The sequence below is a fragment of the Demequina iriomotensis genome (assembly GCF_000971395.1).
Classification (GTDB): domain Bacteria; phylum Actinomycetota; class Actinomycetes; order Actinomycetales; family Demequinaceae; genus Demequina; species Demequina iriomotensis.
This window is the reverse complement of record NZ_BBME01000027.1, coordinates 1-4,273: the sequence shown is the minus strand read 5'-3', so window position 1 is coordinate 4,273 and position 4,273 is coordinate 1. Positions and strand designations below refer to the sequence as shown.

At 70.0% G+C, this 4,273-nt stretch carries 4 protein-coding genes; 3 read left to right on the top strand and 1 reads right to left on the bottom strand.

The genetic code is table 11. The annotated features are described in order from the left end of the window. The first annotated feature begins 70 nt into the window (after window positions 1-70). On the top strand, window positions 71-568 hold the full coding sequence (locus AOM09_RS14740; protein ID WP_062390200.1) for a tetratricopeptide repeat protein: 498 nt from the start codon (window positions 71-73) through the stop codon (window positions 566-568). Window positions 569-600: 32 nt separating this feature from the next. After that, entirely contained in the window at window positions 601-984 is a 384-nt protein-coding gene (locus tag AOM09_RS14735; protein ID WP_062390198.1) for a YccF domain-containing protein, read from the top strand. Window positions 985-987: 3 nt separating this feature from the next. Here AOM09_RS14735 and AOM09_RS14730 read toward each other — a convergent pair whose 3' ends face one another. Beyond that, window positions 988-3,672 carry a DEAD/DEAH box helicase gene (locus AOM09_RS14730; RefSeq protein WP_062390202.1) on the bottom strand — a complete coding sequence of 895 codons (2,685 nt, stop codon included), beginning with the start codon at window positions 3,670-3,672 and terminating at the stop codon, window positions 988-990. Between the two features lie 269 nt (window positions 3,673-3,941). On the opposite strand from AOM09_RS14730, the gene AOM09_RS15600 reads away from it, so the two are divergent. Next, window positions 3,942-4,273, top strand: a 332-nt coding sequence (locus tag AOM09_RS15600) for a hypothetical protein (RefSeq protein WP_228375166.1), incomplete at its 3' end; no start/stop codon positions are given.

The following is a 4,273-nucleotide window of genomic DNA, read 5'->3' as shown; positions in this document are numbered from 1 at the left end:
TTCTTCAACAAGAGGCCCCCAGCCACGCTGGGGGCCTCTTGTCATATCTCCAGGCAGATAGCCTGTTGTCATGACGAGCGACGAATGGGAAGCCGCGATCGCGGCGCTCTGGACCGACCCCTCGATCGACGGCGAGGCGCGTCTCGCGCGCATGCGGGTCCTGGCGGCGGTGGCGCCGCACGCCGCGCTCGGTGCGTTCGAGCTCGGGGGCGCGTACGACTCGTCGGGGCACGAGGCCGAGGCCGACGAGCGGTACGCTGCTGCGACCGCCGCAGGCCTCGCAGCCGTCGATGCCGACCGTGCCGCCCAGCTGGTGGTCCAGCATGCATCCACCCTGCGCAACCTCGGTCGGGTCGAGGAGGCGATCGCGATGCTGCGCGCCGCACCCGTGCACCCCGCGACCGGTGATGCGCCGCGTGTCTTCCTCGCGCTCGCCCTGCACAGCGCCGGCCGCTACGGCGAGGCGCTCCGCGTCGCGCTCGAGGTGATCGAGCCCACCTTGCCGCGGTACAACCGCTCGGTGCGCAACTACGCGGCGGCGCTCACCGACGGGTGGCCTGAGGCCTGAGCGTGCACCGGCTGACGGACCTACCCTGAGGTATGCGCACCCTGCTCAACATCATCTGGTTCTTCTTCGCCGGCATCGGCCTGTGGATCTCCTACATCCTGGTGGGCTTGCTTGCCTGCATCACGATCATCGGCATCCCCGCGGGCATCGCCTGCTTCCGCATCGGCAACTACGCGGTGTGGCCCTTCGGTCGCGAGGTGGTCGCCGACCCGAGTGCCGGCGGCTGGTCGCTGCTCGGCAACATCCTGTGGATCCCGTTCGGGCTCATCCTCGCCGTCGCGCACGTCTTCACGGCGATCCCTCTCGCGCTCACCATCATCGGCATCCCCATGGCGTGGGCCAACCTCAAGCTCATCCCTGTGTCCCTCATGCCCATGGGCAAGGTCATCGTCGAGTCGCGGCGCGCCCCGCTTTAGGTTTCAGCCCTCGCCGACGGCGAGGATCTCGATCATCGCCGTGCCCGCCTCGTCGGACGCATCTAGGTCGACGCTCGCGACGATCGCCCAGTCGTGGTCGCCGGCAGGGTCGTCGATCACCTGACGGACGATCCACGTGCCGGCCGGCGCCACATCGCGGCCCGCCGCGGCGAGCGCGGCTCGTACCGGGCCGGCGGAGGCATCGCTCGATGCGTCGACGAAGGTGAGAAGCGCGCTCGAACGCGCTTTCGGCCCGATGCCCACCGCATCGTCCCCGTGCAGGTCGAACAGGGGGTCCAGCGCATCCCGCCACGCCGCGGCGTCCCAACCGCCGCCCAGCGCCGCGAGCCCCGCATAGTCCTCGCGTGAGGCGAGCTCGACGCGACGGAACAGGGCGTTGCGGACGAGGCGCTTGAGGACGAGCGGGCTGCCGCTGAGCGGACGCGCCGGCCCGCGCATCGTGCCGGTCGTGTCGGGGGCGGCGGGGTCCGCGTCGTCGAGCACCGCGTCAGGGTTGGCGAGCCGCTCCCACTCGTCGAGCAGCGACGAGTCCGTCGATCGGACCACCTCGCCCAGCCATTCCGTGATCTGTGCGACCTCGTCGGTGCGGTGATCCTCGGGGACTGTCTGGCGCATGGCCCGGTATGCCTCGGCGAGGTAGCGCAGCGCGATGCCCTCGGTGCGCTCCAGTCCGTACGCCGAGACCAGGTCGCCGAAGGTCATCGCATTCTCGAGCATGTCGCGCACCACCGACTTGGGGGAGAGCTCGGCCCCCATGATCCACGGATTGGAGGTGCGGTACATCGCGAAGGCGGGCTCGAGCAGCTCGGCGAGCGGGCGGGGCCAGGTGACCTCCTCGAGCGCGTCGAGGCGTTCCTCGTACTCCATGCCCTCGGCCTTCATCGCGGCCACCGCCTCGCCGCGGGCCTGGAACTGCTGCGCGACCAGCAGCTGGCGGGGGTCGGACAGGGTGGCCTCGATCACCGAGACCACGTCGAGCGCATGGTCCGGAGACTCGACGTTCAGCAGGTCCATCGCGGCGAGCGCGAAGGGGGACAGCGGCTGGTTGAGGGCGAAGTTGCGAGGCACGTCGACGGTGAGGCGCACGGACGGGCGAGCTCCTCGAGCATGCGTCGCGTCCGGGACCCTGATCCGCTCCACCACGCCGGCCTTCCTCAGCGACCAGTAGATGCGGAGGGCCTGTCGTGCGTGCGCCGCTCGCTGTGCGGGCGTCTCGTGCACTGCGGCGAGCAGGTCCCGCATCGCGATCACGGGATCCTGCGGCTCTCGGCCGCTGCGCGCATCGTCCCTGCCGCGGGCCAGGATGTTGAGCACCATCGCGTGCGTGACGGCGAAGCTCGAGGTCAGGGGCTCCGGTTCGGCGTCGCGCAGGCGTTCGAAGGTCGCGTCGGTCCAGTTGACGTGCCCTGCGGGTGCCTTCTTCCGCACGATCTTGCGCTGCTTCTTCACGTCGTCGCCGGCCTTGAGGAGGGCCTTGCGGTTCTCGATGACGTGGTCGGGGGCCATCACGATGACCTCACCCTCGGTGTCGTAACCCGCGCGGCCGGCACGCCCCGCGATCTGGTGGAACTCGCGCGCCGTGAGGTGGCGCATGCGCTCGCCGTCGTACTTGACGAGCGAGGTGAGCAGCACCGTGCGAATCGGCACGTTGATACCGACGCCGAGCGTGTCGGTACCGCACACGACCTTGAGGAGGCCCTGCTGGGTCAGCCGCTCGACGATGCGGCGATACTTGGGCAGCATGCCCGCGTGGTGCACGCCGACGCCCGCCCGTAGGAACCGGCTGAGCGTCTTGCCGAAGCCGGTCCCGAAGCGCACGCCGTCGAGCGCCGCGGCGATCTGGTCGCGCTCGGATCGGGTCGCGACGGTCATGCTGAGCAGCGATTGCGCGCGCTCGACCGCGTCCTTCTGGGTGAAGTGGACGATGTACACGGGTGCGCGGCCCGTCTGGACGATGCGCTCCACCACCTCGGGGAGCGGCTCGAGCATGTACTCGAAGCTGAGGGGGACGGGGCGCTCCGCTGTCGTGACCCGCGCGACCGCGCGGTCCGTGCGCGCCTCGAGGTCCTCGACCAGCCAGTCGGTGTCGCCCAGCGTCGCCGACATGAGCACGAACTGCGTGCGCGGCAGCTCGAGCAGCGGCACCTGCCAGGCCCAGCCGCGCTGCGGGTCCGAGTAGAAGTGGAACTCGTCCATCACCACGAGCGACGCGTCGGTCGCGTCGCCGTCGCGCAGCGCGAGGTTCGCGAGGATCTCCGCGGTGCAGCAGATAATCGGGGCATCGGCGTTGACGGCGCTGTCGCCGGTCATCATGCCGACGTTCTCCGATCCGAACATCTCGATGAGCGCGAAGAACTTCTCGGACACGAGCGCCTTGAGCGGCGCCGTGTAGAAGGTGCGGCCTCCGGTCCCGGCACGATGCGCGGCCAGGGCGGCGAAATGGGCGCCAGCGGCGACGAGCGACTTCCCCGAGCCGGTCGGGGTCGCGAGGATCACGTGGGAGCCCGAGACCAGCTCGATCAGCGCCTCGTCCTGGTGGGGGTACAATGGAAGGTCGCGGTCCGCCGCCCACGAGGCGAACGCCTCGTAGAGCGCGTCAGGATCGGGAACCGCGCCGGGCGCCATCTCCGGAAGGCGGGCGAGCAGGGACGTGTCGGTGGAGGTCATCGCCGCCATTGTCCCGTGTTCTGTCCGCTCGGGATGCCGCGACCGCGCGTGACGGAGACTTATTCGGGACGTACTCACCCGGTTCTTGGCGCTCGGGCGCGCAAGAATGGCGGGAGCGTCCGCACAACTGGACAGGAGCATCATGAACGACAGGGACGAGCGCGACGAGCGCCGCGCGAGCTACGACTCGCGCCCCGGCATCAACCCCCGGAAGAACTCGGGCGGCGACCGCCCCCGTCGTGACGATGCCCGTCAGGACCGTCCTCGTCGTGACGGCGACCGTCCGCAGCGGTCGTATGACGACCGTCCCCGCCGTTCCTTCGATGGTGACCGTGGTCCGCGTCGGGACGATGACCGTCCGCGCCGTTCCTTCGATGGTGACCGTGGTCCGCGTCGGGACGATGACCGTCCGCGCCGTTCCTTCGATGGTGACCGTGGTCCGCGCCGGGACGGCGACCGTCCGCAGCGGTCGTATGACGACCGTCCCCGCCGTTCCTTCGACGGTGACCGTGGTCCGCGTCCGTCGCGGTCGTATGACGACCGTCCCCGTCGTTCGTTCGATGGTGACCGTCAGGACCGTCCCCGTCGGGACGGCGATCGT

Excerpts from the sequence above, each read along its gene's own strand:
- AOM09_RS14730 (WP_062390202.1), bottom strand. The coding sequence starts at position 3,672 with ATGACCTCCACCGACACGTCCCTGCTCGCCCGCCTTCCGGAGATGGCG.
- AOM09_RS14740 (WP_062390200.1), top strand. The coding sequence starts at position 71 with ATGACGAGCGACGAATGGGAAGCCGCGATCGCGGCGCTCTGGACCGAC.
- AOM09_RS14735 (WP_062390198.1), top strand. The coding sequence starts at position 601 with ATGCGCACCCTGCTCAACATCATCTGGTTCTTCTTCGCCGGCATCGGC.